Genomic DNA, 25,537 nt, shown 5'->3' with positions numbered 1-25,537 from the left:
GCGGGGCGGTTCGTACGGGGGCTGCGGCGGGTGGCGGCCCGGCCTCCCGCGCCGGCGCCCCGCGACCCGCGCGTCCGCACGGCACGGGCGGCGAACCCCCGGGACGGAAGGCTGGGCGGCGGGCCTGCCGGAGGAGTACAGGGCGGGGACGCGAGCCGTCAGCGGGCCCGGCGCCCGCGGGCCGCCGTTTCGTCCGGGTGCGGCCGGTCGCCTCGTACGAGATACGGCTCACATGCCGGCGTCGGCGGGGTGCGGGATTGATACCGTCGCCGCGGAGGTGCGTTCGGCGTCATGGCAAGCATGCCCTTGGAGAGGGTGGACCTGTTCGACCAGGGGTATGTGCGGGATCCGTTCCCGGTGGCGGCGGCCCTCCGCGAGCACGCGCCCGTGATGTACGACGAGCGTACGGGGCTGTGGCTGGTCAGCCGGTACGACGACGTGCGGGCGATCCTCCTCGACACGGAGAACTTCCTGCCCGACAACGCGCTCGACGCGGTCAGCCCCTTCTCCGTGCGGACGCTGCGGACCCTGGCCAAGGTGAGGTTCTCCCTGCCGCGGACCCTCGCGAACAACGGCGGCGACAGCCACTCCGGCTACCGGCGCATCCTGACGAGACTGCTCAACACCCACGCCGTGAACCGCGCGGCCCCCCTGGTGGAGCGCATCACGGCCGAGTGCCTGGACGCCGTCGAGGCGCGTCTGGACGCCGAGGGCGTGTGCGACCTCGCCGCCACGCTGGCCCGCGACGTGCCGTTCCGCGTGATGCTGGGGGTGCTGGGGCTGGAGGAGGCCGTCGCCGCGGACGGGGACGTGGACATCGAGACCCTCACCCGCTGGAGCGCGACCTCCCTGGAGCTGTTCTGGGGGCGGCTGGACGAGGACCGCGAGGCGGAGCTCGCCCAGGAGGCCGCGGACTTCTACGCGTGGCTCACCCGGCTCGTGCGGCGGGGGCCCGACGACGATCCCGCCACCCTGCTCGGCGCGCTCGCCGCGCACCGCCTCCCGGACGGCAGCCCCCCGAGCGCCGCGCAACGGGCGGCCGTCCTCTACTTCATCGTCATCGCGGGGCAGATGACGACGAGCCAGATGCTCAGCACGATGTTCCGGCGCGCCCTCGAACAGGACGGGCAGTGGCGGCGGTTCGCGCGGGAGCCGGAGAGCGCCGCCCCCTGGGCGGAGGAGGTGCTGCGGCGGGAGCCGCCGATCACCACCTGGCGGCGGGTCACCGCGCGCCCCGTCACGATCGCCGGTACGGAGGTGCCCGCGGGCGCGCAGATCCTGCTGATGCTGGCGTCCGCCGGGTCCGACCCGGCGGTGTTCGACGAGCCCGAGCAGCTCTGCCCGTACCGGGGGAACGTGCGCAGGCACCTGGCGTTCGGGCTCGGCGCGCACCGCTGCTCGGGGGCGGAGCTGGCGCGGCTGGAGGCCGGGACGGTCCTGCGGATGGCGGCCGACCGGCTGCCGGATCTGCGGTCGGCCGACACGTCGCCGCCACCGATGCTGTCGCTGCTGTCGTTCCGCGCTCCGCTGCGGGTCCTCGTCACGCGGGGCTGACGGCCCGGGCAGGCGGTCCACCCCGGTGCGCGGGCCCCTGCGGCGGCAGCCGGGGCACGCTGGTCACTACGGCCGCACCGCGCCCTACGGACGGCCGCGGCAGCAGCCGGCGCGGTCCGCACCGGCGCGGGGCGGCGGGGTGCGGCCCGCCGGACCGCACCGGGCGGGGCGCGGCCGTGGCCGGGCGGGCTCGGGCGTGGCGCAGGCGCGGGCGCGGGCGGGGCGCCGGCGCGACGCCGGCTACCGGCAGCGCAGCCCGCGCAGGAGGCCCCGGCGGCGCGCGGGGGGCCGCGGGCTGCGGGCCGCGGCGGCCAGGGCGTCCGCGGCGGCGGCGCAGCGGAGGGCCAGCCGGGTCACGTCCGCCCGCAGGGCGTCCGCCTCCGGTCCCGACCAGGTCAGCCCCTCGGCCACGGCGCGCAGCCGCCCGGCGTGGGCGCGCAGCGCCTCCGCGCGGGTGAGCAGCCCTTCGGGCGCGGCCCGCGTCACCGGATCCGCCAGGGGGCGAAGGCGTTGGTGACGCCTTCCAGGGCGGGCGCGAGCTCCGGGTGGTGGCGCAGCAGCACCGTCGCCATGGTGGTGCGGTCGATCCACTCCAGCCCCTCCGGGGTGTAGACCTCGGGGCGGTAGTCGGTGGTGAAGAAGCGGTCGCTCTTCAGCCGCCGGCTGGCCATGAGCACGAAGATGCGGAACAGGGTGTCGCTGAACCCGAACCCGGCGGGGCGGGGCTCCGCGAGGTTCCCGACGAGGGTGTCGACGCGGTCGAGGCGGCCTTCGTACACCTCGCGGAGCAGGGCGGTGTCCGCCGGGTGGCCGCCGGTCAGCTCCTCGAACGACGTCACGGGCCGCTTGCGGAGCATCTGCCGGTAGGCGTTGTAGCGGGGGATGCCGCGCTCCCGGTCGCGCAGGATGTCGACGGTGCCGAGGTCGACGCGCTCGCCGGACAGCCGGGACAGCCGGCGCAGCGCGTCGGGGTGGTTGTGCAGCACGAGGGCGCCGGGGTGGGCGGTGCCGAAGGAGTACAGCAGGTCGCTCGCGCCGTACTCGTCGTACGCGGCGCGGGTGGTGCGGCCCTGCATGTCGTCGAAGCCGAGGTCCTTGCGGACGGAGCCGGTGCGGTGGCAGCGCACGGTGAGCTCGTCGGGGATGAGGGGGTGCAGCCGGTACGCGGAGACGAACTCCTCCGTCATGGAGTACGGCGCCGCGTGGTGGTCGGTCGGCGAGCCGAGGATGCCGCTGAGCGCCTCGCCCCGGCCGACCCGGCCGAAGGTGCGGGTCACCCAGCGGGGCAGCATCCCGTACCAGTTGGCGTCCATGGCCTTCTTCAGGACCGGGGTGTCGAGGATGCCGGGGGTCCACTCGACGGTGTGGATCTTCGCCATCACGGCGGTGTTGACGAGGCGGGCGGTGTGGAAGAGGCGCTCGTCGTCCCAGCGGGGGTGGTGCGCGCGCAGCAGGTCGCAGATCGCGTTGTGCTCCTTGGCGAACAGCGTGTGCAGCAGCGACAGCCCGGCCCAGTAGTCGCTGTTCATGCCGGTGGCGTCCAGGCAGTCCAGGCCGGGCCGGGGGTCGGCGGGCAGGCGGCCCCCGCCGAGGGCGAGACGGCCTCCTTCGCCGGTGCGCAGGGAACGGCAGCGCGCCTCGTCGGAGCCGTAGATCTGCGAACCGTCCCACCAGTGGGTGACGGTGTTCTCGTACGTGGGCGGGGCGTCGGGTGTGGTGTGCGCGACGGGGTCGGGGCGGGTGCGGTTGACGCGCATCGGGCAGGTGCCGCCCGTCCTCGCCCAGTCGTCGTCGGCGGCGAGCGGTACGGTGAACGGCTCGGCGGTGTCGTTGTCGCCGTGGTTCGCCCAGCCGTGGTTCTGGAACTGGATCCAGGCGGCGGCGAGCAGGTTCAGCCCGGTCGCGGGCACGAAGGCGCGGCGCGCCAGCAGCCGGCGGCTGATCTCGCGGGGGCTCGGGGACATCAGCTGCCCTTCCGGCTCCGGAAAGGCCAGGTGCAGCGGCGCGTTGCGGTCCAGCCGGGTCCCGACGCGCCCCATGTCGTCGTCGTACGGGTCGTAGCCGGAGCCGTCGTACGAGCGGTACGGGGCGAGGCGCGCCGGGGCCCGGCGGGGGCGCTCGCCTCCGGCGCCGTACGTGTCGTGCAGGTTGTGGCGCCGCAGGTCGTCGCGGAGGACCTTGATGTTCAGCAGGGCCAGCGGGGCGGGCAGCTCCCACCACTCGCGGGACCGGTTGATCCGTGCGAAGGCGGCGGAGCCCAGGCGTTCCAGCGGCCCCGGCGGGTCGTAGGGCGGGGCGGAAGGGGGTCCGGCCTGGGCGGGCACCGCCGGGGCGGGGGCGGCGGGGGTGCCGGGGGGTTCGCAGGAGGCGGGAGGTGCGGCGGCGGGGGTGCCGTCCGCGGTGCCGGTGGCGGGGGGTCGGTTCATGGGCGGCCGTCCTCAGCGGTCGTACAGCGTGAAGAGCCGGGTGCCGGTCACCCGGCCCCGGAAAGGGGCGAGTTCTGCGTCGACGCGGGCACCGGCGTCCGCCGCCTCGTGGCGCAGGTTGTGGGCGTAGCGTTCGGCGGCGTGGCACAGGGGGAAGGAGTGCGTGTCGTCGGTCCAGGTGAACTCGGTGAACTGCTCCGGCAGGGCATAGGCGGAGACGGCGGACCTGCCTTCCAGGCTGGGCACCACGTCGTGCTCGTTCACCAGGGAGAACACCCGGGTGCGCGGGTCGGCGGGCCGTTTACCGTCGACGGGCGAGCCGACCGCGACGACGTGCCGGACCCGGAAGAGCGTGCAGAAGTCGGGGTCGGCCGCGAGGTTCATGGCGGTGATGCCGCCCAGGCTGTGCCCGACGAGGGCCAGTTCGGCGCCGGTCGGGGTGCACGAGCGCAGCGCCCGGGTGACGGCCCTGGAGTACGGCGTGGAGGGCCGGGCCACGGCGTGCACGGCGCCCAGCAGGTCCTGGGGGCTCTCGTGGCGGATGCCGCGGCCCATCCCGGCGAGGTGCACCACGTGCCGGTCGGCTCCGTCGGGGCCGCGTACCTGCTGCACGAGCAGGGTGCCGCCGGTGCCGAGGGCGTGGATGTTGTGCAGGCAGCCGGTGATGGTGCCGGAGTCGTCGAGCCTCGCCAGCAGTTCCGGGTCGGGCGGCGCGGGCTCGGCGCGGCCGGGCCCCCCGTCGAGGAGCGCCCACACGCGGGCGCCGATGCCGAGGAGCGGTTCGGCTCCGGTGAGGGTGGTGCCGGTGGCGATCTGCCAGCCGGCGCCGTCGTTGAGCGGGTTCTCGTCGGTGAGGGCGTTCCACGCGAGGATGTCCGCGAACACCGGTGCCAGCAGGGCGAAGGCGCGTTCGGCGCCGCGCCCCCCGATGATGTCGCGGAACGCGCGGACGGCCTCGACCTGCCGGTCCTGCGCGACGGCCTGCAGCACGCGCACGGTGCCGGGGTCGGTGAGCAGCTCGGGGTGGCGGACGGCGGCCGCCCTGATGCGGGTCCTCAGGCCGGCCACCGCGAGGCTGACCGCGAGGCTCTCCCTGCCGGTGAGGACGCCGGTCAGCCAGAGTGCGCCTGCGAGGCCCCGGCCGCGCGGCCCCCACCCGAAGCCGTCGCGGGCGGTGAGGGCGCCGAGCAGGGCGCGGCGCCCGCGCAGCGGTGCGCGCGCGCCGAGGGCCAGTCCGGAGGTGTGGCGGGCGGCCTCCCCCACCACCCGGGCGGCTTCGGCGAGTTCCCGGCACAGCAGGTGCAGCTCCGCGGTGTCCGGTTCGCCGCTCCCGGCACCGCCCGGCGGGCGCGGGGCGACGTCGGCGGCGCCGGTGAGGGCGTCGGTCATGGTGCGGTTACCTCCACGGCGGGCGGTCGGCGGGGGCCGGCGGCGGTGCGGTCGGCAGGCGGTCGGGGGTGGCGGGGGCGAGGACGGCAGGCGGTCGGGGGCGGCGGGCGGTCGAGGACGGAGGGGGCGCCGGGGGCCGGTCACCGCGGGGTGAGTGCCAGCCGGACGGCCGCGGTGTCGACGGCGGCGGGCAGCGGGCGGTGCGGGTCGAGTGCCGGGCGGGCGCCGGTGATGCGGTGGCCGCGCAGCACCTCGGCGCAGAGGGCCGGGACGAGCAGGAGGGCCAGGTGGTCGCCGGGGCAGCGGCCGCCGCCGTGGCTGAACGGCGCGAACCGCACGTCGTCCGCCGCTCCGGGGCGGAGCCACCGGGCCGGCACGAAGTGGTGGGCGGCCGGGACGTGCTCCGGGTCGCGCTGGTGGAAGCCCGCCGGGACGAGCACGGTGGTGCCCGCCGGGACGCGGACGCCCCGCAGGACCGTCGCGCGCCGGGTGACCCGCACGAGGTCGGGGACGATCGGGTACAGCCGCAGGGACTCCTGGACGCAGGCCCGCAGCCGGGGCGTGTCCGGCTCGCCGGGCCGGGCCGCCTCCTGGTGGGCGGCGTCCTGCTCGGGCGGGTGGGCCGCGAGCAGGAGGAGGGTGCGGGTGAGCAGGGCGCCGGCGACATCGAGGGCGAGCAGCCAGTGGTGGGCCTGGCCGACGGGGTCGAGGCCGCGGTCGTCGGGGTGTGCGAGGGCGCGGGCGGCGAGGGCGTGCGCCGGGGCCTTCGCTGCGTACTCCTCGATCCGTGCGGCCGCGTGGGCGTAGAGCCGCCGGGCGGCTCTGGTGCGGCCCTTGCGCAGGCCCATCCAGTTGCCCTCCTCCCGCAGTGCGCGCAGCCAGGCGGCGAGCTGCTCGTCGCCGGCGGCGGGGTCGCCGAGCACGACGCGCCGTCCGATGCGGCCCATGGCGGCCTGGACGCGGGCGGGGTCCAGCACGGGGAGGGCCGTGAGGGCGGGGGCCTCCTCGGCGAGGATCCGCCGGTAGGCCGCGGCGCAGGGGTGGACGGGCCGGTCGGCGGCGAGGACGGCGTCGTTGACGGCGCGGCGCCGCTCGCGGAGGTCGCCGTGGCTGCAGATCACGCCGGTGGGTTCCACGATGTCGAGGCCCCGGAGCTTCTCTGGGGCGTCCATGGCGAGGCCGCGGACCGGCTCGGCGTAGAAGGCAGGCAGGTCGGCCGGGTCCAGGACGACCAGGACGGGCCCGGAGAGCCCGCGGACCAGGACGGGTGCCCCGCCGTGCCGGCGGCGCAGGGCCCGCAGGGTCGCGGCGGACCAGCGCGGCTGGCCCCACCGCGCCCAGGTGGCGGCGACCGCGGGGCGCGGGCTGACGATGCCCCGGGCGAAGGCGGGCAGGGTGTGGGTGGCGGCGAACCTGGCGGAGAGGGCTCGGCCCGCCGCGGGGCGGCGCGGGGCGCCGAGCCGGGCGGCGGGGTGCTGCCCGGCTCGCCGGCGGGCCGGGGGACGGCGGGGCCGGGGCGCTCGCCGGTGGGCGGGGAGCCGCTCATGCTTCGACCACCTTTCCCGGGTTGAGGAGGTTCTTCGGGTCGAAGAGCCGTTTGAGTGCGCGGTGCAGTTCCAGAGCGACCGGGTCGAGCTCCCTGACGAGCCAGTCCCGCTTGAGCGTGCCGACGCCGTGTTCGCCGCTGATCGTGCCGCCCAGGTCGAGACCGGCCGCCATGATGGCGTCGTACGCCTCCCTGGCCCGCCGCAGTTGCGCGGGGTCCGACCGGTCGAAGACGACCGTGGGGTGCAGGTTGCCGTCGCCCGCGTGGCCGAGGGTGAAGATCCGCAGGTCGTGGCGGCGGGCGATGTCCTCGATGGTGCCGACGAGCCGGGGCAGCGCGGAGCGGGGCACGGCCACGTCCTCGATGAACGCGGTCACCTCACCGCCGAGGCGGCCCGCGTACGCGGCGAGGGCGGGGCTCACCAGGCGGCGGGCCTCGACGACGGCGGCCGCCTGCCGGGGCTCCGTCGAGCAGACGACGTTGCCGGCGCCGGCCTTGCGGCACAGCTCGGCCATCGCCTCCAGCGCGGGCGCCGGGTCCGCGCCGTCCGACTCGGCGATGAGCGTGGCCGCGTGGCCGGGGCGCAGCAGCGGGTGCCCGTAGGCGGCGACCGCCTCCGTGGTGGCCCGGTCCAGCAGCTCCAGGGCGGAGGGCTCGTGCCCGGCGGCGATGATCGCGGCGACCGCCTCGCCCGCCTCGGTGAGGTGCCGGAACTGGGCGAGCAGCGACAGGGCGGGCGTTCTCGCGGGCCGCAGGGCCAGGGTGGCGCCGACGACGACGGCGAGGGTGCCTTCGGAGCCGACGACGAGCCGTGTCAGGTCGTAGCCGGCGACGCCCTTGGCGGTGTCGCGGCCGGTGCGGGTGCGGCGCCCGTCGGGGAGGACGAGGTCGAGGCCGCGCACGTAGTCGGCGGTGACTCCGTACTTGACGCAGCAGATCCCGCCGGCGCCGGTGGCGATGTTGCCGCCGATGGTGCAGCGCTCCCAGGAGGCCGGATCGGGCGGGTAGGTCAGGCCGTGGGCGGCGACGGCGTCGTTGAGGGCCTTGGTCGTGACGCCGGGTTCGCAGCGGACCAGGCGGTTGGCCGGGTCCACGGACAGGATCCGGTCCATGCGCTCGGTGGAGAGGACGACGCAGCCGTCCACCGCGTCGGCCGCGCCGGCGAGTCCGGTCCTGGCGCCCTGCGGCACCACCGGCACGTCGTGGGCGTAGGTGGTGCGCAGCACGTGCTGGACCTGTTCGGGCGTCTCGGGGAAGGCGACGGCGAGGGGCGTGCCGCGGTCGGAGAACGGGGCGGCGTCCGAGGCGTGGCGCTCCAGCGTGGCGCCGTCCGTGCGCAGTGCGGCGTCGGGCAGGGCGGCCGCCAGGGCGTCGAGGACGCGGGCGTCGTGGGGCGTGGCAGGCATGGCGGCCTTCCTGGCGTGGGCGGAGCGGGTCACAGCGAGGGCAGTTCGGTGGTGATCGGGACGTCGATGAGCACCGGCCCGTCCTGCTGGTGTGCCGACTCGCGGACGAGTTTGGCGAGTTCGCCGGTGCCGGAGACGCGGTGGGCGCGTACGCCGTACCCGGCGGCGATCGCGCAGACGTCGAGGCCGGGGATGTCGAGGCCGGGGGCGCCGGGGGCCTGCTCGACCTGGGCGAACCAGTGGAGGATGGCGTAGCGGCGGTTGCTGAGCACGACGAACGTGACGGGGATCCGGTGGGTGGCGGCGGTCCACAGCGCCTGGACGGCGTAGTGCAGGGAGCCGTCTCCGAGGACGGCGACCACGGGCCGGCCGGGCGCGGCGAGCTGCGCCCCGACGGCGGCGGCCGCGCCGAAACCCAGTCCTCCGCCGGCGCTGAACAGGTACGAGCCCGGGGCGCTGATGCGGGTGGCGTCGTGGAACTGCGGCACGTTGGACGGTGATTCGTTGATCCACAGGGTGTCGGCGGGGGCGCCGCGCGCGATGGCGGTGAGGGCCGCGAGGGGCGGGAGGTCGCCGTCCTCCACGTGGGGGGCTTCGGCGGGTGCGGTACGGGCGGGGGGTGGGGGCGGGCCGGCCGGCAGGTGCTCCAGCAGGGCGCTGACGGTCAGCCGCGGGTCGGCGACCAGGGCGTCGCCGACGGGTGCCCTGGCGGCCTCCTCCGCGTCCCTGGTGAGCAGGACCAGTTCCGCGCCGTCCGGCAGGTAGGGGCCGGGGACGTACGGGTAGTAGCGGAAGACGGGGGCGCCGACGACCAGCACCAGGTCGTGGCCGTCGAGTTGCCGGGCGAGCGGTGCGATGGCGGGTGCGAGTTCGCCCCGGTACTGGGGGTGGTCGCGGGGGAACGCGACCCGTGCGGAGACCGGTGCGGACCAGACGGGCATGCCGGTGCGTTCGGCGAGGGCGAGGACCGGTTCCCAGGCGCCGCCGGCGTCGACGTCGTCGCCCACGACGAGGACGGGCGAGGACGCAGTGGTGATCCGGTCGGCGAGAGACCGCAGCGCCGCGGTGTCGGGCGCGGCGGCGTGGGTGATGCGCCGGGCGGCGGCCTGCCGGGCCCTGTCCGCGTCGGTGTCGTCGAGGGGGGTGTCCCAGTCGTCCATGGGCAGGGAGAGGAACACCGGTCCGTGCGGCGGGGTCTCGGCCACCTGGACAGCGCGGGCCAGGGCGTGCGGCACGTCAGCGGGGCGGGGCGGCTCCCAGGCCCACTTGACGGCGGGCTGCGGGAGGAGGGTGGGCTGCGGATGGGTGAGGAGGGCCTCGATGCCGAGCATGCCGCGGACCTGCTGCCCGGCCGTGACCACCATGGGGGTGCGGTTGGCGCGGGCGTTGAGGAGGGCGCCCATGGCGTTTCCGGTGCCCGGGGCGGTGTGCAGGTTGACGAGGGAGGTCCGGCCGGACGCGAGGGCGTATCCGTCGGCCATGCCGACGACGACGGCCTCCTGGAGGCCCAGCACATAGCGGAAGTCCTCGGGGAACTCCTTGAGCATGGGCAGTTCCGTCGATCCGGGGTTGCCGAACACCGTGGTGAGGCCGCGTGCCCTCAGCACGTCCAGGGTGGCGTCCCGCACTGTGCGCATGGCGATCCTCCTACGGCCGGGGCTGTCGGTGATCATTGCGGCACGGTGAGTGGCGGCGGGCAAGCCTCGGGGGGTGGCTCGGTGACGACCGGTGCGACTGACCGAAACGGACACTTCGGGGGCCCAGGGACGCCGATTGCATCAATTTCGTGAACTGATGGGCGGTTTGCCCTGGGGCGGAGACCGGTCACATCGGCGGGACCGGTCTCGCTCGCGTGAGTGAGCGCGGGCGGGAGGAGGCGTACGCCCCCGGGCCATCGGTGCTGACGCCCCGCGGCGGTACTGCGGGTTTGCCTGCGGCGCACGCCGGGAAAGGGCGCGGGTCACGCCGACGGAGTGGGCCGGGGCCCGGTCCCGCCGTGCGCGGTGTCGGATCCGCGGTCCCACCGGGCGGGTGACGGACCGGGGTCCGCTGTCGCCCCGGGCGGGGTGACGAGCCGGGGGGTTCCGCTGCCACGCCGGGCGGGGTGACGAGCCGGTTGTCCTCTGACAACAAAGTTGGACGGCTTGCCAGCGAAGTGGGACCGGCCAGGCGGCCATCCCGAGCGATGACACGCACCTGGTCACGAGAGCTGGAAGCAGTCCGACCGGCGCCGACTAGGCTCACCTCCATGTCCGAGCCAGCCCCTGACCCCCGCCTGCAATCCTTGATCAACCAGCTCCGGCCGGGGGCGGTGAGAATCGTGAAGGTCACCGGGTTCGATGGGGCGGATGTTCTGGTGCAGCTCATAGGTGCCGGAGGGGAGGAAGCCGAGATCGGCAGGGTTCCTGGGCATGAGGCGTCGATGCGTCGGGTGGAGTCTCCCTCCGAGCTGTTCGAGGTCGGCCAGGAGATCAAGGCCGAAGAGATCGGCCGCCGGCGCGAAGGTGAGCTCCACCTCTCCGCCAGGGCGTGCGAGATTCCGGTCCTGCGGTCCTTCCTCCTCTCGCTCGAACGAGGGCAGGTCGTGACTGGGACGGTCGCCGAGGTTCACAACTTCGGCGTCTTCGTTCACATCGATGGCGAACCGAACGGACTCTGCACAGGCTTCATCCGGGAGCCGGACCTGACGTGGGGCTGGATCAGCCACCCCTCCGAGGCAGTCGAAGCCGGCCAGCGGATCACCGCTGAGGTGATCATCGCAGAGACGCGCTCCGGACAGGTCACGCTCTCGTTGAAGGCGCTGCACGAGGACCCACTCATCCGGTTTGCGGACCAGGTCGGCCACGTTCTCACCGGGCCGATCATCAAGATCGTTCCATTTGGTGTGTTTGTGCAGCTTGCTCGCGATGTCGTGGGGTCCCTGCACCTCTCGGACCTGACTGACCAGGCGGTCGAGACCCCGGAGCAGCTTGTCGATGAAGGCGAGCTGATCACGGTGAAGGTCGCCGAGGTCGACCTTCAGCGCCACCGGGTGCGGCTAGGCGCCGCTGGTGAAGCGGACGGAACCTAGCGAACTGTGCCAAGAGGACCGTCAACTCGCGGGTGGTTGCCCCACATCACGAGCCGTGCCTTTCTCCGTGCTCGGTGGCGTTTCATCCGGCAGGAGGCCGAGCACGTCAGGCGACTCTGGGACCTCCGTTCGGGAAGCGGGATTCCGCAGACCGGGCAGTCAACGGACTGCTGACGCGGAGGAGCGATAACGACTGACAGTGAGGATGTGACGTGGTGACGCTGCGGGTGGGTCTGACCCTCCGACTGACTGACGTCTCGACTGTCCTGTTTGGGATTTGTCGGCTCGCCGGGCGTCACCACGCACGCGGCCGGACGGGCGTTTGTGACCTTATAGGAGCTTGGTCCAGAAGCCCCGTCACTGTCTTGTCCACCCGCCCGACCGGCGCGTGCCGCCCTCGGAACGGACACGTCACAAGGACGGACATGACCAGCATGACGCACGACGGCCCGCGGGTCACCGGCGGAGTCGACACCCACGGCCTGACCCACCACGCTGCCGTGTTCGATTCGGTGGGCCGGCATCTGGTTGACCGGGAGTTCCCCGCTACCATTCGCGGCTACCGCGACCTGCTGGAGTGGATGCGCGCACACGGTGAGCTCGTTGCGGTCGGGGTCGAGGGCACCGGCGCCTACGGGCCGAACTCGCCCGGGTGCTGACCGCCGCCGGGGTCGCCGTTGTCGACGTGGACCGGCCCGACCGCAAGACGCGACGGATGAAGGGCAAGTCCGATCCGATCGACGCCTACGCCGCCGCGACGGCCGTGCTCGCGGGGCGGGCCACCGGCACGCCGAAGAGCCGGGACGGCGTGGTCGAGGCGGTGAGGGTGCTGCGGATCGCCCGCCGCAGCGCGGTCAAGGCCCGCACTCAGGCGATGAACCAGATCCGTGGCCTGCTGGTCTCAGCCCCCGCGATACTGCGTGAGCAGGTCGCGGGCCTGGACCGTGCCGTGCTGATACGGACCCTGGCCCGGGTGCGGCCCGGGGGCGATCTGTCCCGCCCGTTGGCGGCGACGAGGGCATCGCTGCGGCGACTCGCCCGACGCCACCAGGCGCTGGACGCCGAGATCGCCGAGCTGGACGCGGAGATCGGCCCGCTGGTCCAGCGGGCCGCCCCGCAGCTGCTGGAGCTGTTCGGTGTCGGCCCGGAGACCGCCGGCCAGCTGCTGGCCTCGGCCGGGGACAACCCGGAGCGGATGCGGTCCGAGGGCGCGTTCGCGCACCTGGCGGGGGTTGCACCCATCCCGGCCTCGTCCGGACGTACCCACCGCCACCGCCTCAACCGCGGTGGTGACCGGGCCGCGAACAACGCCCTGCACACCATCGTGCTCACCCGCATGCGCTTCGACGAACGCACCCGCGCCTACGTCACACACCGCACCAAGGAAGGGCTGAACAAGAAGGACATCATGCGCTGCCTCAAACGGTTCGTCGCCCGCGAGGTCTACCGGGCCCTGACCAGCACACCAACCGAACGAATCACTCAAACCGACCTGGCTCCTGCGGCTTGACAGCCATAGGAGCATCCAACTGGAGTGCTCAGTCAGCTGGGACGAGGTGCTCGTGCGGGAGGCCGGCCTACAGCTCGATGTCGAGCCGCTCCACGTCGGTGAACTCCACGCCCAGGCCGTGCGCGCGGGTGTTGTGGGCGCGGAAGTACGCCTCGGCCAGTCCTTCGGCGGCGATCTCTCGCGGCTCATCCTCGGTGGCGCCGGCTTCACGGGCGGCGAAGAGCCGGTCCGCGTACTGCGGAGGCAGGGCCAGCGGCGGCAGCTCACGGATGCGGCCATCGTCGCTGGTGTCTTTGGCGACCTTGAACCCGAAGCGGGCGCGGGTGGAGAGGACCAGCCCGCTCGTGGTCGCCGCCTGCCGTCAGCCCCTACGTCACCACGAATACAACCTCAGTAGGAGGAAGCGGCGTTGCGGTGTAGGTCAGCACCACACATCCGTCGTTTCCACTGGTGCCCTTTCCTGCGGGCTCCTGCCGAGGAACGCTTCCTCCGGAATTGCCGGCGCCGTGCCCTCCGTAACCACCGCGGCCGGCGTCTCGGCAGGTGTCGGGGTATTGAGCGGGCTTGCCGGCCGAGCCGCCCACGCCGCGAGTGTTGCGGATTCCGTCCCCGCCACGCATGCCACGGTGACCCGACAGTCGTTCGACGTCATCGCCCACGCACCAGCTCTCCTCGGCGGTGCCCTACCCTGAGTCAGCACCGCCGTAGCCGCTCTGGATGTCCCGGATCCTTCTCCGCCCCAGCCGTGCCAGCCGTGCTTTGCAGACACCAGGACGGTGAATCTGTCAACTGCCACACCGGTGGAGCTCCCGTCCCATCCCGAGCCACCGTTGTTGTACTTGCCGCTTCCGGCCTTGCCGCCGACGCCGCCCTCGCCGAATTCGAGAGACAGAGTCGATCCGCCTGCGCGATCCCGAACTTGTAGTCGGTGACGGCGCGATGGGCCTGTGGAGGGCCCTCGCAGAAGTGTTTCCGCAGGCCAGGCATCAGAGGTGCGGTGTTCACAAGGTTCGCAATGTCATGAACGCGCTACCGAAGTCGGCTCAGCCCGGCGCGAAGAAGGCCCTGCAGGAGATCTACAACACCGAGGACCGCGGCCACGCCGAGAAGGCAATCAAGGACTTCGAGCGCCCCTACGCAGCGAAGTGGCCGAAAGCGACCAAGAAGGTCACCGACGAGGCCGACGAGCTCCTCGCGTTCTTCGACTTCTCCGCCGAGCACTGGGTGCACCTGCGCACGACGAATCCCATCGAGAGCACTTTCAGCACCGTGAAGTTGAGGACCAAGGTCACCCGCGGGGCCGGCAGCCCGGCCGCGGCGCTGGCGATGGTGTTCAAGCTCGTCGAGTCCGCACAGGACCGCTGGCGCGCGATCACCGGAGCCCACCTCGTCGCGCTCGTCCGCTCCGGCGCCAGGTTCGAGAACGGTGTCCTCATCGAACGCCTGGAGAACAGTGCCGCGTGATCGCTTCGCGGCTGGGCTCACTGATCGCTCAGACAGGTGACGAAGCGACCGAAGGCCTCGTCCCCAGCGCGATTACCGGCGAGCTCCGCGCACAACGCAGGGAAATCAGCCCAGGCCTCGCCCTCGACGGTCCACCTGGCAACGATGCTACGCCCGTCACGGATGTGCACTTCGTCGACCCACCGGTCGAGGCCGTCGCCCGCCGAGTAGACGAAGAAGTGCGCGTCCTCCATAGCCGGTGCCAGGAGATCGATGAGCTTGTGAAGGTTGCGCATGTCGATGTAGCAGATGTCAGACAGCTGCTCCAGGCAGAGGTAGTCAGCATCAGGTGAGCCCAGGTCGAAGCCCCAGCCTCGCCCATGGACCTTCTGGTTGAGCAAACGGACCGGCCAGGTCTTCTGCCTGGGTACCTCGGTGGCCACCACCGAGAGCGTCTCCTCGACCAAAGACCGCCATCCCGGACGCACGCGAACAAACGTCCAGTGCGGGTCGGGCCACGGCGACACCTGAGGAAACCACAACCGGTACCGCCCATACCACCGATCATCGCGCCAACGATCATCACCCCTGGTGACAAACGTTCCTGACAGCTCGATCGGATGAGGCTCTCTCATAGGCTGAGCATATGAGACACCGCCGTCGGCGCCTTAGTAGCTGTTGTCGTTCCGATCTTGAGGGGTGGGCGTCGAACGGGAGTCTCGATCGGGTGATCGCGGCCGGCCGTGGGCATGAAGGCAGGGCCTCTTGGTAGCTCGGGGTTGCGAAGCCGACCGAGATCCAGGAGACCCTGTTGCCGCAGTTGTACGTGCTCGCGCCGGTGGAGTTCAACTCGGCTGCTCCGTCGTGTGATTGCGTCGCTCACCGGTTCGGGAATGCCGCCGATCACCCGGAACGTGTTCGGAGGTATCCCTCGGACATGACGGACGCGGAGTGGGCCGTGGTCCGGCCACTCCTGCCGGTGCCGGGCTGGCTGCGGGGCCGGGGCGGGCAGCCGGAGGCGTACTGCCACCGGGCGATACTGGACGCGATCCGCTATCTCGTGGACAACGGCGTCAAGTGGCGTGCTATGCCAGCCGACTTCCCGCCGTGGGACCGGGTCTACGCCTTCTTCCGCCGCTGGCGCGACCACGTACTGGTCAGGGAGTTCCACGACCGGCTGCGCGACCGGGTCCGCCGGAAGGCGGGCCGGGATGTGGAGCCGACGGCCGGTGTGATCGACTCGCAGTCCGTCAAGGCAGACGCCGTCGTCGGTGCCGACAGCCGTGGCTTCGACGGCGGCAAACTGGTCAACGGCCGCAAGCGGCACGTCGTGGTCGACACCCTCGGCCTACTGCTGGGCGTCATGGTCACAAGCGCGGACATCGGAGACCGTGCCGCCGCGAAGGTTCTGCTCGCCCAGGTCGCCGACGCCCGCCACCGGCTGGAACTCGTCTGGGCCGACGGCGGCTACACCGGCAGCCTCGTCGGGCACTGCCTGGCCGCGTTCGCACTGGTTCTGGCGATCGTCAGACGCAGCGATGACGTCAAGGGGTTCGTGGTGCTGCCCAAGCGGTGGATCGTCGAGCGGCTCTTCGCGCACCTGATGCGAAGCCGCCGCCTGGTGCGCGACTTCGAACGCCGCACCACCAGCGCCGAGGCGATGGTCTACTGGTCGATGACCATGATCATGACCCGCCGTCTGGCCCGGCCACACTCCGTGCGAGGGTGAACCGGCCCGGCGCGGACTCGGCCAGCCAGCCGCGCGCGACCAGCCGCTTCGCCTTCGACCGCAGCGCCTCCACCTTGGCCGGCACCGCGTCCAGGCCGAACAAGACAGCCATCTCCTGGCAGGTCACAGGCCCTTGGTGGAGGCGATGCCGGTCCGCGAGGGCCTGCAGGATGCGCTGGTAGTCCATCGACAGAACGGACACCTCCAGCCCCTCACGCCACACCGGCACCTGCGACTTCGGCTTCGCCGCCATCGACACCGATGATGCCTCCCCTGCCTGCCCCTGGGCCGGCACTGCCCGTTCGGTCCGGGCGTAGTCCTCGGTCTCGTCCACCGGACCCAGCACCTCGCCGACCCGCGAGCGGGCGATGACCCACTCCTTCCATTCCCGCTCGGCCACGACCAGCTCGGCCTGGACGCGGTCGGCCTCCTCCCGCAACTCGTCCACGCGACGGCGAGCACCCAGCTCACGCTGTTCGAGCAACCCCACGACCGACGGCATCCACGGCCTCCCCAGGAACGATGACACGACAGGCCACCCCTCCCACGGGAGCACCGAACCTATGCCTGACCAGCGAAAACACCGCCCTCAGGTTCGGTACGACAACAGCTACTTAAAGCTCCACCTCCGGTCGGCAAGCCCTCCCGGGCCAGCATGTCAGCCAGTGGGCGTTGGCCTCGAAAAACTCTTTCAGCGGGGGCACCAGGTGGATGCGAGCGTTGTCCCAGACGAGCACGATCGGTCCGCCGACCTGGATACGGGCGCGGACGATCAGGTCGCGGAAGTCGTGCCAGGCGAAGCCCTTCGGCTCGCCCTTGCGGCCCCGGTACTCGCGGATCGAGTAGATCAGCCGAGAACGCTCGCCTGCCTTGTAGCAGGCCATGCCTGCCATCGAAACTCGGCCCGATCCCCGGCCGCGCACACGGACGACGGGCGTGTTCCCGATGCGGCCCCAGGTCCTGGCGCGCGGCGGCGTCATCGACTGCCCGGCCTCGTCCTCGAAGACGATCCAGGACCCGCGAGACGCCGCGGCGCTTTTACCTGCGGCCAGACCTCCTTCTTCCACAGCTCCACCGCATCGTCGTCCCGCTCGATGGCGCGGCGGGCCGGCTGCCGCCACGACCAGCCGTGCCGCTTCAGCAGCCGCCACGTGCCTTCGACCGTGTACGGCACGTGGAACAGCCGGCCGATCAGCGTCTTCACCCGCGCCAGCGTCCACCGCTGGTCCGCCCAGCCATGGACCAGCGGCCCGCGTTCCAACTCCCGCTCCAACCGGGCGATCTGCATCTCGCTGAGTCTCGTCCGCCCCGGCGATCCCTTGGACAGGACCCCAGCCTCACCGCACGCACGCCACTGCCGACGCCACCGCTCCACCGACCGCTCGCTGACCCGCAACGCGGCAGCGATCTCCCTGTCCTTCTCCCCGCCCTCGAAGCGTTCCACGGCCAGCAGCCGGATCCGCTCCCGCGCGGCCCTCCCGGCGTCGGTCAACCCTCCGCCCTGCGCGGGGCGAGGGCAGGGGAGCGAGGTGCTCCTACGGTGCGGGCAGTACAGCTGCCCTCTTGCAGGCCAGGTTGGCCTTGGCTTCCGAGAGGCCGGGGCCGGAGCCCCTGCCTGCAGAATCAGAGGTGGCCTGAAGCGCACTCGTGCACCTGTCGAACTTTTCTGACTCCGTCTTGGCAGGCATTCATGACGATGCCCGAGAAAGCACGTCCTCCGTTCGCGGTCACGGTATCGATGCAGGCGCGGTAGGTAGCGCTCGCGCTTCCGGCGCCCGCAATGATGCCCGCAGCGGCCAGAGGGAAGTCGATACAGCCACGGCAAGAGGCTTGAGGCTGCGCATACTTTTCTTCCGCACCTGCCGACCCACCCGGGATCGATCCCGGCGGGGGCGTCACGCTGCTCGGTGTGCGCGAAAACGGGGGGGTGGCCCTGTGATCACGGGCCGAAGGGCACCGTGACACCCCAGCGTGACAGTCCGATGTGTCCTCCGACGCTGAACCTGGGCCGTCTGACAGTGAAGTTGGACCGCTCGCGGAGCAGCCCGTCCCGTGGGCTACTCAGCCTCGCCGGCGACAAGGGCACGGATCTCGTCGGCGAGGTGCTGCATGTCCTCCCCGGCTGCGTGCACCGTTGTAATCTCGAAGTGCCACGCCTCGGCCGGCGCCCGGTCGTGGATGCCCCACGTCAGATGAACATGGCCACCGGACCGGTGCTCTGCCGAGAGAGTCAGGTCGTACTCGAGGGAGTGCCAGGTTCTTACTCCCTCCCAGCCACGGAAGTCTTCCACCAGGCCGGAGAGGAAGGCGTCGAGGCCGTCGCCGTCCCAGGTCCGCACCAAGGTCTCGACGCTCACCCGACAGCCACGGGCCCGCACGATGAAGTCGAGGGTCGGCTCGTCTCGGTAGGGCCGAGTGGGTTCGCAGAACAGCAGGTGCACCGCTTGACCCCCGGGATCGCCCACACGGACGACCGGGCCCTCAGAAGCATCATCGGCGATCATTCAGACAGGTTAGAAGGCCCGCACGATCAACCATGCAGTGGTCCGTCTTCGTTGGCAATCGGTCCAGGTTCGTTGTCGCGGGACACGGGTTCCGCTGCCACGCCGGGCGGGGTGACGAGCCGGTGCCCGCTGTCGCGCCGGACGCGGAGACGGACCGGGGCCCGCTGTCACGCCGGGCCGGGTGCCTGGTCCGCGGTCACGGGGTGGGTGGCGGACTGGGTGCGGTCGGTGGCGGGGTCGGGCTGCTCGCCGAGGTACTCCACCCACGCCTGTTTGACGCAGGGGTAGTGCGTGGTGGCTTCGACCAGGCTCATGAAGTTGCGGACGTTGGCCTCGAACCGCCCCCACAGGGTGGGGTCGGCGATCCGCCCGTCGCCGTCGAGGGCGGTGTGGGCGGAGGCCAGGGAGAACATGTCAGGGTAGACGCGCGAGCCGAGGTGTTCGAGCGGGACGCGCAGCGCCCACAGCCCGCGGTTGCCGCCGACCATGGACGGCGAGGCGGACATGAGGAGGGTCTGCAGCTCGTTGAACGGCTGCGGCCGGAAGCGGGACGTCCAGTCGATGAGGTTCTTCAGCACCCCGGGCACGGACGCGTTGTACTCCGGTGAGGCGACGACCAGGGCGTGCGCCTGCTCCAGCCGCTCACGGAAGCGCTCGGCGCCTTCCGGGACGCCATCGCTCCGCTCGCGGTCGCCGTCGTAGTCCGGCACCGCGAAGTCCTTGACGGAGACGAGGTCCGCGGAGGCGCCCGCCGCCTCGATCGCGGCCCTGGCCAGCGAGGCGAGACGGGTGTTGAGGGAGCCCGACCGCCGGGATCCGGACAGCACGAGGAACGTCAGCGGTGCGTGCACTGCGGTGTTCATGGGGGTGCGCCTCTTTCCTCGGGGCTGCCTGCGGGGGGTCGGGGTCGGCGGTGGGGTCCGAACGCTGGGTGTGCGGCGGTGGCGGGTCGGAGCGGTCAGGGCGCCGGCGAGCCGGGAGCTGCGTGGGACGGCGGGCCGGGCAACGGCGGGTCGGGAGGAATGGCCGGAGGCGGTCAGGGCGCAGCCGGTTGGGCGGCGGGCGGACGGCCGGCGGGCGGGCGGGGGCGGTCGAAGGCCGGTCGAAGGCCGTCGATGCGCGGCGGTCGGGACCCGGCCGGGCACGAGGGCGGCGGCCCGCAGGGGTCAGGTGGCGGAACCGTCCGGCTGGTCGGCCTCCTCGGTGCCGTCCTGCGCCAGCGCCCGCCTGCCGATGACGACCGCGGCCCCCGCGGCGCTGGCGACGAACGCGGCGGCCAGGGTCCACGGCCGGTCCAGCCGGTGGCCGGTGAGGTGGTCCAGGGAGTAGCGGCCCGCCCCGGCCAGGCCGAGGGCGGCGGCCGTGAAACCGAGGAAGGCCGGGTACTCGAAGCCGCCGGACTGGTTGAAGAACCCGGCGGGCACGTGCACCGCGACCGCGCCCGCCATGGTGCCGGCGACGACCGCCCCGCAGCCGGGGTGGCCAGTCCCACGGCGAGCAGGGTGCCGCCGCCCGCCTCGCCGAGCCCAGCGGCGACGGCGCTGTGCCGGCCGGGGCGGAAACCCATGGCTTCCATGGCCTTCGACGTGCCGTCGACGCCGCCTCCGCCGAACCAGCCGAACAGCTTCTGCGTCCCGTGCGCGACCAGCACGGTGCCCGCCCCGGCGCGCAGCGCCAGCAGGCCGAGGCTCATGCGGCGGCCTTGGTGGCCGGAGCGTGGACAGCGGCAGAGTCGGGACCATCTCATGAGGCGGGCCTCCCGGTGCGGTGGCGGCGGTGCGTCGCCGTTCCACTGTGCGCGGCAGCAGGCGCCCCGCGCCCGGCCGGGCGGGGCATCCGGGTGACCGGCCGGGCGGCTCGCCGTCCCGCTGCCGGGTCACGCCGCGGCCTCGGCGGGCTCCACCTCCAGGAAGCGGCGTCTGCGCGGCCCCCGGTAAAGAAGGGCCTCCCAGCCGAGACCGCCCAGCGTGCGGGCGCATGCGGTCAGGGCGCGCTCCTCGTCCTGCGCGGCCCCGCCGCCGGGCGGGCCGAGCCACTCCACCCGTACCGTGCCGGGGCGGTCCCCGGGTGCCACGCGGTAGCCGGTCGCCACACGTGTGCCGTCCGGGGCCGTGGCCGACGGCGGGAAGCCGCCCGCCTCCAGGGCCAGCGCGACCGCCCGCACGGGCCGGTGGCGCTCCCAGGATGCGGGCACCGCCCGCGGATCGCCGCCGGTGTCGCGGCTGAGCCGGCGGATCTGCAGCAGCCCTTCGTACGCCACCCGCACCTCGGCGGCGCGCCGCTGCGCCGCTTCGGGGTCCGTCGCCGGGTGCGGCGGGCCCGGCCCGTCCCCCGTGGCCGCCTCGAACGCCTGCCCGTTCGCCATGTGCCCGCTCACATCCCTTCCCCCTCGACCCGGTCCCACCGTAGGGGGCGGCACTGACACCCGGCCGGGCCCGTTTCCGTACGGAGCACTCCGAGGGGCGGGCACCGCCGCCGTTGGCGACGATGGTGGGCGGAACGCCGGGGCGGGCGAGGAGGCGCGGAGCAGCGTGAGGAGGCGTCGAGCATGAGGCTGCCGTACACGCGCCGTTCCCATGCCGCCGCGCTCGCCGTGCTGCTGCTGCTCGTGGCGACCTGCCTGGTCGTCAACCCCTCGTCGGCGCCGCGGCCCCCCGAGTCGGCCGCCCCGTCGGTCTCTTCGGCGGCGCCCCGCCCCGTACGGCACCAGGGTCCGCGGCCGGTCATCGTGGCGCGCGCGGCGTGGCGGGCGGAGACCGTCACCACCGCTCCCGCCGCCCGGTACGCGCCTGCGGTGAAGGCCGCGGTCATCCACCACACGAGTACGCCGAACGGCTACGACTGCGCGTCCGTGCCGCGGCTGCTGCGCGGCCTGTACGCGGGGCACGCCTTCGGGCGGCACTGGGACGACATCGGCTACAACTTCCTCGTCGACGCCTGCGGCACGATCTACGAGGGACGCGCCGGAGGCGTGGACCGCCCGGTCGTCGGCGCGCACACCAAGGGCTTCAACGAGGGCACGGTCGGCATCGCGGCGATCGGGACGTTCACGGAGGGCGCGACCGTCCCGGAGCCCATGCTCGACGCGATCGCACGGCTCGTCGCGTGGAAGCTCGACCCGTGGGGGCCCGATCCGCGGGGCACCGTCGCGCTGGTGTCGACGAACGACGAGTCCCGCTATCCGCGGGGCACGACGGCCCGGCTCCCCGTGGTCGGGGGGCACACCGACGGCTACCAGACGCGGTGCCCGGGGGCCGCCCTCTACGCCCGGTTGCCCGACATCAGCGCGCGGGTGGCCCGTCTGCAGCGGCGCTGACCCGGGCGTACGGGCCGGGGCGGGACCGCGCCGACCGCCCCGGCGCGGGCGGCGGGCGCCCATCGGGTACACATGGCGGTGCGCGGCCGGGGGCAGCGCGCGCGGCACCACGTGTCCGCGGCTTGCTGCGCTCGCGGCACCCGGTCGTACGGGGGCGCGCTGCGAGTGGCCTCTCGCGGGGGTCCGGTGCGGCCGGGTCCTCGGGCGGACGGCCGCGCCCTCCCGGGCGTGCGCGCGGCGGCGGGTGCCCGGGGACGGCTCGGACGGCGGGTGCGGCGGAGGCGGCCCCGCCCCCGGATGTCCGGGGCGGCCGACCGGGGTTCCGCGGGTTCCGGCGGCTTTTGTGTTGTCGGCGGGGCGGTGCCGGGTCTCCGGGGAGGAAGGACCTGCGGGAGCCGGGGGTGACACCGCGGTCGTGGGCGCAGAAGGAAGACAAGGCGGGACGGACGGCATGCACTGGGAGAGCGAGCACGGCCCCGAACTGGTCCGTGCGGCACGGGCGGGTGACGGGCCTGCCCGGGAACGGCTCGTCGCGGACTATCTGCCGCTCGTCTACAACATCGTGGGACGCGCGCTGGACGGTCACGCGGACGTGGACGACGTCGTGCAGGACACCATGTTCCGCGCGCTGGACGGACTCGGCGGGCTGCGGGAGCCGTCCCGGTTCCGGCCGTGGCTGGTGGCCATCGCGATGAACCAGGTGCGGCGCCGCTGGAGGGACCGCCAGCAGGCGCCGGTCGCCTCCCTCGACCGGGCGGTGGAGCGCCCCCACCCGGCGGGCGACTTCGTAGACCTGACGATCCTGCGGCTGGGGCTGTCGGGGCAGCGGCGGGAGGTGGCGGAGGCGACCCGCTGGCTGGACGAGGACGACCGGGAGCTGCTGGCCCTGTGGTGGCAGGAGGCGGCGGGCGAGCTGACGCGTGCGGAGCTGGCCGAGGCGCTGGGCGTGCCCGCGCGGCACGCGGCGGTGCGGGTGCAGCGGTTGAAGGAGCGGCTGGAGACGGGCCGGGTGGTGGTGCGCGCGCTGGGGGCGCGGCCGCGCTGCCGGGAGCTGGAGCGGTTGACGGACGACTGGGACGGCCGGCCGGCCGGGGTGTGGCGCAAGCGTGTCGCGCGGCACGCGCGCGGCTGCCGGGCCTGCGGCGGGCACTGGTCGGACCTGGTGCCTGCGGAAGGGCTCCTGGCGGGTCTCGCCCTGGTCGTGCCGCTGACCGGCTACCCGTCGGTGCCGGTCGGCGCGTCCGCCCTCGCGGCGGCGTCGGAGGCGGCCCCCGCCGCGGGCCTGGCCCCGCCGGCGGACGCGGGCTTCCCGGCAGTCCCGATACCGGCGGGCCCCCACGCCGTGCCCGCGGCGCAGGCGGGCCACTCCGTGGAGACAGCGGCGCAGGCGGGACCCGACGCGGGATCAGCGGCGCAGGCGGGACCCGACGCGGGATCAGCGGCGCAGGCGGGACCCGCCGTGGAAGCAGCGGCGCAGGTGGGACCCGATGAGGAAGGGGCTGGGGGTGGTCTGCCAGGTGAGGGGGCTCCGCGGCAGCGGGTCCGGGTGCCGAGGCCGGGGCCGGGGCTCCCGCACAAGGTGGGGCTCCCGCGCAGGGTGGGGCCGCCGCGGGTACCGGTGCGGGGCGGTGGCCGCCGTACGCCGGGGTGGGAGGCGTTGTCGCGGGGGTGCTGCTGCTGGGGCTGCTGTGGCCGGGCGCGGGCACCGGGGACGTACCGGTGTCCGCGCCGCACGCCGCGGTCCTGTCGCAGCCGCCCGCGCCGTCCGCGCCGCGGGTGCGGCAGCAGACGGCGGTGCCGTCCCCCCGGCCGTCGGTGCGGGCCTCGCGCACCGCTCCGCCGCCGTCGCCCTCGCCCTCCGCGACGCGGTCCGCCGCGCCCGCCGTGGAGCAGCGCCTCACGGACCTGGTCAACGCCCGCCGGGCGCGGGCCGGCTGCGGTCCGCTGCGGCTCGATCCGCGGCTGACGGCCGCCGCACGGGCGCACGCCCGGGACATGGTGGCGCGCGGCTACTTCGACCACGCCAGTCCGGAGGGGCGGCACGCCGACGCGCGGATCGCCGACGCCGGCTACCCCGCGAGCGCGTGGGCGGAGAACCTGCACCGCGGGCCCCGGGACGCGGCGACGGTGGTGGAGGACTGGATGGACGGGTCCGTCCACGAGGAGAACATGCTCGGCTGCGCGTACCGGGACACCGGTGTGGCGGCGGTGCCGGGGCCGGAGGGCACGGTGTGGGTGCAGACCCTCGCCGGGCCCCCGGCCGGCACGGCGGGAGGGTAGCGGCCGCGGCCGCCCGCGCGTCAGCCCGCGACGCCGAAGTTCTGCACCCACCAGGGGCCGTTGGAGCGCAGGTCGACCCCGACGCCGATGTCGCGGAAGGCGCAGTTGAGGATGTTCTCGCGGTGGCCCGGGCTCTTCATCCAGTCGCGCATCGCGGTGACCGGGTCCTTCGGGCCCCGGTGGATGTTCTCTCCCCAGGTGCTCCACCGGTAGCCCGCCTGCCGCATCCGGTCCCCGGCGTCCCGCCCTTCCGGGCTGTCGTGCCGGTAGTAGTTGCGCCTGGCCATGTCCTCCGCGTGGGCCTGCGCGGCCCGCTGCAGCCGGGTGTTGACGCGCAGGGCGGGGCAGCCGGCCCTGGCGCGCTCCGCGTTGACCAGGTCCGCGACGCGGCGGGCGTGTCCGGCGGCGGCCCCGCCGGGGCGGCGCCGCCTGCGGCGGCTGACCGGCTCGCGGGGTGGCGGCCGGTGAGGGCCCGGCTCCGGTGCCCGTGGTGCCGCCGGCGTGGAAGGTGCGGGGCGTCGGGGCGGCCGTATCCGGCTCCGCGGCCCGCTGCGGGTCGGAGCCGGGGCCGCGGGGCGACGCCGGGGCGGAGGGTGCGGGGCTCGCCGCCGCGGATATGCCCGTGCGGGGCGGTGCCGAGCCCGCGGCGGACTCCGGGGCCGCCGGGGGCGGGGACGCCGGGGCCGTACCGCGCGGGCCTTCGCCGGCCGCGGCCTCCGACGCGCGGGCACGGTCCCCGGTGAGGCCGGCTCCACCGCCCGGCGTCCGCTCGGGGTCCACCGCACCGGTGGCGGCGGAGGTGCCGTCGCCGCCCGTACCGCCGAGCACGAGGGTGCCCGCCGTCACGGCCGCCAGCGCCACCGCTCCGGCGACGACCGTGCCGGCGCCCTGGTACGTCCACCGCCGCTTCGCGCGGGCGTGCCGCCGGGTGCGGGCCGCCTCGGCGCGTCTGCCCGGCCGGTCCTCCGGGCGGTCGTCGTCGTGGGGATCGTAGAACTGGCTGTGCTGCACGAGTACTCCGCTCTCTGCTCTCGTCTCTCGTCATGGCGAAGGCCGCCGGACCGCCGTGGGGTCCGGTACAGAGGAGATCGGGCGCAGCCGCGCCGACAACACTTTTCCCGTGTCCGTTCCGTCTTCCGCTCCGCGGTCCGTTCCGTGTCCTGTACGTGTCGCGGGCGCCCGCTTCCGCGGCCGCGTCCCGCCCGGCCCCGCGTCCCCCTTGTCCCCCTCGGGCCCCCGGCGTCCCGCCCGGTCCGGCGTCACGCGCGGTGTTTCTGTGTCGTCCCCCGCCGTGGGAAGTCCTTCCGTGGCGACACGCCCGGGAAACCGGGCCCCGGGGACGAAGGTCGAAAAGCAGCCACGGA

20 protein-coding genes and 3 pseudogenes are annotated in these 25,537 nt (G+C 74.0%); 8 read left to right on the top strand and 15 right to left on the bottom strand.

Going from position 1 to position 25,537, the window contains the following annotated elements; translation table 11 throughout:
* The first annotated feature begins 291 nt into the window (after positions 1–291).
* A complete protein-coding gene (locus L6E17_RS22250) occupies positions 292–1,554 on the top strand; it encodes a cytochrome P450 (protein ID WP_236242528.1) in 1,263 nt (420 codons plus the stop codon).
* A gap of 240 nt (positions 1,555–1,794) precedes the next feature.
* Here the strand turns inward: L6E17_RS22250 and L6E17_RS22245 are convergent, their stop codons facing one another.
* The 6 genes from L6E17_RS22245 to mdlC form a co-directional block, all read right to left on the bottom strand.
* Positions 1,795–2,040 (bottom strand): hypothetical protein, encoded by a 246-nt coding sequence (locus tag L6E17_RS22245; protein WP_236242527.1) that lies wholly within the window; start codon positions 2,038–2,040, stop codon positions 1,795–1,797.
* Entirely contained in the window at positions 2,037–3,980 is a 1,944-nt protein-coding gene (locus L6E17_RS22240) for a peroxidase family protein (RefSeq protein WP_236242526.1), read from the bottom strand. Before L6E17_RS22240 ends, L6E17_RS22245 begins: the two co-directional genes overlap by 4 nt.
* 12 nt (positions 3,981–3,992) lie before the next feature.
* Complete coding sequence (locus tag L6E17_RS22235) at positions 3,993–5,369, bottom strand: hypothetical protein (RefSeq protein ID WP_236242525.1); 1,377 nt, start codon at positions 5,367–5,369, stop codon at positions 3,993–3,995.
* 140 nt (positions 5,370–5,509) lie between these two features.
* Entirely contained in the window at positions 5,510–6,541 is a 1,032-nt protein-coding gene (locus tag L6E17_RS22230; RefSeq protein ID WP_236242524.1) for a cytochrome P450, read from the bottom strand.
* Positions 6,542–6,911: 370 nt separating this feature from the next.
* On the bottom strand, positions 6,912–8,321 hold the full coding sequence (locus L6E17_RS22225) for an FAD-binding oxidoreductase (RefSeq protein ID WP_236242523.1): 1,410 nt from the start codon (positions 8,319–8,321) through the stop codon (positions 6,912–6,914).
* Positions 8,322–8,350: 29 nt separating this feature from the next.
* Positions 8,351–9,994, bottom strand: a complete 1,644-nt coding sequence (gene mdlC / locus L6E17_RS22220; RefSeq protein ID WP_236242522.1) for a benzoylformate decarboxylase — start codon at positions 9,992–9,994, stop codon at positions 8,351–8,353.
* Positions 9,995–10,569: 575 nt separating this feature from the next.
* Here mdlC and L6E17_RS22215 point away from each other — a divergent pair.
* The 3 genes and pseudogenes from L6E17_RS22215 to L6E17_RS22205 form a co-directional block, all read left to right on the top strand.
* Positions 10,570–11,391 carry a S1 RNA-binding domain-containing protein gene (locus tag L6E17_RS22215; RefSeq protein ID WP_236242521.1) on the top strand — a complete coding sequence of 274 codons (822 nt, stop codon included), beginning with the start codon at positions 10,570–10,572 and terminating at the stop codon, positions 11,389–11,391.
* A gap of 425 nt (positions 11,392–11,816) precedes the next feature.
* Positions 11,817–12,901, top strand: a pseudogene (locus L6E17_RS22210) (IS110 family transposase).
* Between the two features lie 849 nt (positions 12,902–13,750).
* A pseudogene (locus L6E17_RS22205) lies at positions 13,751–14,365 on the top strand (transposase); the annotation flags it as partial.
* Between the two features lie 17 nt (positions 14,366–14,382).
* Here L6E17_RS22205 and L6E17_RS22200 read toward each other — a convergent pair.
* The gene (locus tag L6E17_RS22200) at positions 14,383–14,979 is read right to left on the bottom strand and encodes a hypothetical protein (protein WP_236242520.1); all 597 of its coding nucleotides are present in this window, start codon (positions 14,977–14,979) and stop codon (positions 14,383–14,385) included.
* A 302-nt stretch (positions 14,980–15,281) separates the two neighbouring features.
* Here L6E17_RS22200 and L6E17_RS22195 point away from each other — a divergent pair, with 302 nt between their 5' ends.
* A complete protein-coding gene (locus tag L6E17_RS22195; protein ID WP_236241954.1) occupies positions 15,282–16,073 on the top strand; it encodes an IS5 family transposase in 792 nt (263 codons plus the stop codon).
* Here L6E17_RS22195 and L6E17_RS22190 read toward each other — a convergent pair.
* From L6E17_RS22190 to L6E17_RS22160, 7 genes and pseudogenes are all read right to left on the bottom strand, one after another.
* Entirely contained in the window at positions 16,030–16,575 is a 546-nt protein-coding gene (locus L6E17_RS22190) for a hypothetical protein (RefSeq protein WP_236241953.1), read from the bottom strand. The genes L6E17_RS22195 and L6E17_RS22190 overlap by 44 nt on opposite strands.
* A 112-nt stretch (positions 16,576–16,687) precedes the next feature.
* Positions 16,688–17,053 carry a transposase gene (locus L6E17_RS22185; RefSeq protein WP_236242519.1) on the bottom strand — a complete coding sequence of 122 codons (366 nt, stop codon included), beginning with the start codon at positions 17,051–17,053 and terminating at the stop codon, positions 16,688–16,690.
* A complete protein-coding gene (locus L6E17_RS22180) occupies positions 17,050–17,565 on the bottom strand; it encodes a winged helix-turn-helix domain-containing protein (RefSeq protein ID WP_268985527.1) in 516 nt (171 codons plus the stop codon). Before L6E17_RS22180 ends, L6E17_RS22185 begins: the two co-directional genes overlap by 4 nt.
* Positions 17,566–18,130: 565 nt before the next feature.
* Positions 18,131–18,577: a DUF6228 family protein gene (locus L6E17_RS22175; protein WP_236242518.1), complete on the bottom strand. Its 447-nt coding sequence runs from the start codon at positions 18,575–18,577 to the stop codon at positions 18,131–18,133.
* 167 nt (positions 18,578–18,744) lie between these two features.
* Entirely contained in the window at positions 18,745–19,440 is a 696-nt protein-coding gene (locus tag L6E17_RS22170) for an NADPH-dependent FMN reductase (RefSeq protein WP_236242517.1), read from the bottom strand.
* A 303-nt stretch (positions 19,441–19,743) separates the two neighbouring features.
* Positions 19,744–20,324, bottom strand: a pseudogene (locus L6E17_RS22165) (DoxX family protein).
* 129 nt (positions 20,325–20,453) lie between these two features.
* Positions 20,454–20,942: a hypothetical protein gene (locus L6E17_RS22160; protein ID WP_236242516.1), complete on the bottom strand. Its 489-nt coding sequence runs from the start codon at positions 20,940–20,942 to the stop codon at positions 20,454–20,456.
* Positions 20,943–21,125: 183 nt separating this feature from the next.
* Here L6E17_RS22160 and L6E17_RS22155 point away from each other — a divergent pair, with 183 nt between their 5' ends.
* The 3 genes from L6E17_RS22155 to L6E17_RS22145 all read left to right on the top strand — a co-directional run bounded on the left by L6E17_RS22155 (position 21,126) and on the right by L6E17_RS22145 (position 24,173).
* Positions 21,126–21,893 (top strand): peptidoglycan recognition protein, encoded by a 768-nt coding sequence (locus L6E17_RS22155; protein WP_236242515.1) that lies wholly within the window; start codon positions 21,126–21,128, stop codon positions 21,891–21,893.
* Between the two features lie 451 nt (positions 21,894–22,344).
* The gene (locus L6E17_RS22150; RefSeq protein ID WP_236242514.1) at positions 22,345–23,859 is read left to right on the top strand and encodes an RNA polymerase sigma factor; all 1,515 of its coding nucleotides are present in this window, start codon (positions 22,345–22,347) and stop codon (positions 23,857–23,859) included.
* The gene (locus L6E17_RS22145; protein WP_236242513.1) at positions 23,778–24,173 is read left to right on the top strand and encodes a CAP domain-containing protein; all 396 of its coding nucleotides are present in this window, start codon (positions 23,778–23,780) and stop codon (positions 24,171–24,173) included. The genes L6E17_RS22150 and L6E17_RS22145 overlap by 82 nt, the downstream gene beginning before the upstream one ends.
* Positions 24,174–24,193: 20 nt before the next feature.
* Here the strand turns inward: L6E17_RS22145 and L6E17_RS31140 are convergent, their stop codons facing one another.
* The gene (locus L6E17_RS31140) at positions 24,194–24,904 is read right to left on the bottom strand and encodes a CAP domain-containing protein (RefSeq protein ID WP_236242512.1); all 711 of its coding nucleotides are present in this window, start codon (positions 24,902–24,904) and stop codon (positions 24,194–24,196) included.
* Between the last annotated feature and the right edge of the window lie 633 nt (positions 24,905–25,537).

Source organism: Streptomyces sp. CC228A (assembly GCF_021390935.1).
Taxonomy (GTDB): domain Bacteria; phylum Actinomycetota; class Actinomycetes; order Streptomycetales; family Streptomycetaceae; genus Streptomyces.
The sequence above is the reverse complement of the archived record's forward strand: the minus strand, read 5'-3'. Positions and strand labels throughout refer to the sequence as shown.

Bases quoted from the DNA above. Each gene is read 5' to 3' on its own strand.
- L6E17_RS22235 (WP_236242525.1), bottom strand. From the start codon at position 5,369: ATGACCGACGCCCTCACCGGCGCCGCCGACGTCGCCCCGCGCCCGCCG.
- L6E17_RS22250 (WP_236242528.1), top strand. From the start codon at position 292: ATGGCAAGCATGCCCTTGGAGAGGGTGGACCTGTTCGACCAGGGGTAT.
- L6E17_RS22170 (WP_236242517.1), bottom strand. From the start codon at position 19,440: ATGAACACCGCAGTGCACGCACCGCTGACGTTCCTCGTGCTGTCCGGA.
- L6E17_RS22155 (WP_236242515.1), top strand. From the start codon at position 21,126: ATGAGGCTGCCGTACACGCGCCGTTCCCATGCCGCCGCGCTCGCCGTG.
- L6E17_RS22160 (WP_236242516.1), bottom strand. From the start codon at position 20,942: ATGGCGAACGGGCAGGCGTTCGAGGCGGCCACGGGGGACGGGCCGGGC.
- L6E17_RS22240 (WP_236242526.1), bottom strand. From the start codon at position 3,980: ATGAACCGACCCCCCGCCACCGGCACCGCGGACGGCACCCCCGCCGCC.
- L6E17_RS22200 (WP_236242520.1), bottom strand. From the start codon at position 14,979: ATGAGAGAGCCTCATCCGATCGAGCTGTCAGGAACGTTTGTCACCAGG.
- L6E17_RS22150 (WP_236242514.1), top strand. From the start codon at position 22,345: ATGCACTGGGAGAGCGAGCACGGCCCCGAACTGGTCCGTGCGGCACGG.
- L6E17_RS22230 (WP_236242524.1), bottom strand. From the start codon at position 6,541: ATGGACGCCCCAGAGAAGCTCCGGGGCCTCGACATCGTGGAACCCACC.
- L6E17_RS22185 (WP_236242519.1), bottom strand. From the start codon at position 17,053: ATGACGCCGCCGCGCGCCAGGACCTGGGGCCGCATCGGGAACACGCCC.
- mdlC (WP_236242522.1), bottom strand. From the start codon at position 9,994: ATGATCACCGACAGCCCCGGCCGTAGGAGGATCGCCATGCGCACAGTG.
- L6E17_RS22225 (WP_236242523.1), bottom strand. From the start codon at position 8,321: ATGCCTGCCACGCCCCACGACGCCCGCGTCCTCGACGCCCTGGCGGCC.
- L6E17_RS22195 (WP_236241954.1), top strand. From the start codon at position 15,282: ATGACGGACGCGGAGTGGGCCGTGGTCCGGCCACTCCTGCCGGTGCCG.
- L6E17_RS22175 (WP_236242518.1), bottom strand. From the start codon at position 18,577: ATGATCGCCGATGATGCTTCTGAGGGCCCGGTCGTCCGTGTGGGCGAT.
- L6E17_RS22215 (WP_236242521.1), top strand. From the start codon at position 10,570: ATGTCCGAGCCAGCCCCTGACCCCCGCCTGCAATCCTTGATCAACCAG.
- L6E17_RS22190 (WP_236241953.1), bottom strand. From the start codon at position 16,575: ATGCCGTCGGTCGTGGGGTTGCTCGAACAGCGTGAGCTGGGTGCTCGC.